This window comes from Candidatus Cloacimonadota bacterium (genome assembly GCA_011372345.1).
Classification (GTDB): Bacteria; Cloacimonadota; Cloacimonadia; order Cloacimonadales; family TCS61; genus DRTC01.
The window spans coordinates 1-1,922 of sequence record DRTC01000330.1 but is presented as its reverse complement, the minus strand read 5'-3'; the positions used below and the strand labels follow the sequence as shown (position 1 = coordinate 1,922).

Here is a 1,922-nt window from a genome sequence, read left to right as displayed (position 1 = left end):
TTTCTAATGTATCCTGAACAGCTGAATCATAATAATCGAAAGAAATCTCATATTCAGGCATATAAATAACAATATTCTCATCTGCAGAACCAACAACTGTTGGACCAGATATTTCAACTGGAATATTTTGTTCTAGAATCGCATCAATCACATCCTCTCTATAATCTTTTAAATCAGGATCGTCTTCCATAAATTCAGTCATTTTTTCTGCATCATCTTCACCAAATAAAATATTTCCACTAGAATGAAAGGATTTATTTGCTTCCGTAAAAAAAGTAGCCATCCCGACAAAGCCAATTTCCAGATCAAAACCAATTTTTTTAGCATCAGGAACGCGATGGAACCATCCTCCGTTCAGATTAGAACCAAAAGCAGAAACAACCGGATCAACATAACTGATGGCAGCATCTTCGACTAATGCTCCTAAAGTTTCTTCCAGGTTATCTCCCATCAATAGTGAATATGATAATATTATCAGTGTAATAAAAATAAGCGTAAATGTCTTTTTTCTCATGATAACACCTCTTCTTTATTGACTCGAATAAATTAAAATGATGATTTTTCTGTCAATAAAAACAAAATTCTTTACAAAAAGGAGCAGGTTTCGGGAATGTAAAAGCCATAAATTTCAGGGAGTAAAAAATGTTAAAAAACAAGAACATTTTGCTCGGAATTAGCGGAGGAATTGCAGTTTATAAAGCTGTTGACCTTGCCGGCAAATTAACAAAACAAGGTGCAGTAGTTAAAACTATCATGACAAAAAATGCCTGCGAATTTGTTTCTCCCATAACTTTCAAAGCCATCACACATCAACCTGTTGTCACCAAAATGTTCGATATCAATGCTGAAATAGAACACATTTCGCTGGCAGATTGGGCAGATATTTCAGTTATCGCTCCGGCAACTGCTAATATCATCGGGAAAGTCGCTTCCGGGATTGCCGACGATCTGCTCTCGACGACTATCATGGCAACGACATCTCCGGTTCTTTTTGTGCCGACAATGAATGTTCATATGTATGAAAATCCGATAGTACAGGAGAATATCAGGAAATTATCTGAACTCGGTTACTTTTTTATAGAACCTGATTCCGGGAAACTTGCCTGCGGATATGAAGGAAAAGGAAGATTTCCAGAACCAGTTGAAATTGTCTATTTTGTGAAAACATTCCTGAATCATAAAAAAGATCTGATTGGAAAGAAAATCATGGTCACAGCTGGAGCAACTCGCGAAAATATCGATCCGATGAGATTTATAACAAATTTTTCCAGCGGGAAAATGGGTTTGGCTTTAGCTCGAGCAGCTTTTATTCGGGGAGCAGATGTTCAATTAATTTCCGGAAATTTAACGGAACAAGTTCCGTTTTACATTAACAACATCTCTTGTAAAAATGCTGAAGAAATGTTTCAGGCAACGATCAGAGAATTTCCCGAAAACCAGATAATTTTAAAAACTGCAGCAGTCAGTGATTTTACTCCCGCTAATCCTTCAAAACAAAAAATCAAAAAAGGTGAGGATCTTAAACTTGATTTGAAAAGGACAAAAGATATTCTTTCCGAACTTGGAAAAATTAAAACCAAAGAACAAATCCTGGTTGGTTTTGCTGCGGAATCGGAAAATATTATAAAAAATGCTCGTCAAAAATTGCAGAAAAAGAACCTCGATTTTATTGTAGCTAATGATTTGAAAGTTGCTGAAAAAGATGAAACATCAGCTTTCTTCAGAGGGAAAAATATCGAGGAAAAGATCAGCGGAAATAAATTTTTTGTTGCTCACAAGATTTTGGATTTGATTTTAAAAAATCAGCAACGAATCCATCTTCGTTAAAACTCCGAGGAGACAAGCAAAACTAATAAACGAACAACAAAAATATATAATAACTGAAGATTTCTAATCTTGTTAGAAAAGCAAGAGAATATCAA

The 1,922-nt window shown here is 35.1% G+C and carries 2 protein-coding genes; one reads left to right on the top strand and one right to left on the bottom strand.

The annotated features are described in order from the left end of the window. On the bottom strand, positions 1-514 hold a 514-nt coding region (locus ENL20_06345; protein HHE38174.1), incomplete at its 3' end, for a hypothetical protein. Positions 515-642: 128 nt separating this feature from the next. On the opposite strand from ENL20_06345, the gene coaBC reads away from it, so the two are divergent. Continuing rightward, the gene (gene coaBC, locus ENL20_06340) at positions 643-1,827 is read left to right on the top strand and encodes a bifunctional phosphopantothenoylcysteine decarboxylase/phosphopantothenate--cysteine ligase CoaBC (GenBank protein ID HHE38173.1); all 1,185 of its coding nucleotides are present in this window, start codon (positions 643-645) and stop codon (positions 1,825-1,827) included. Positions 1,828-1,922: the final 95 nt, after the last annotated feature.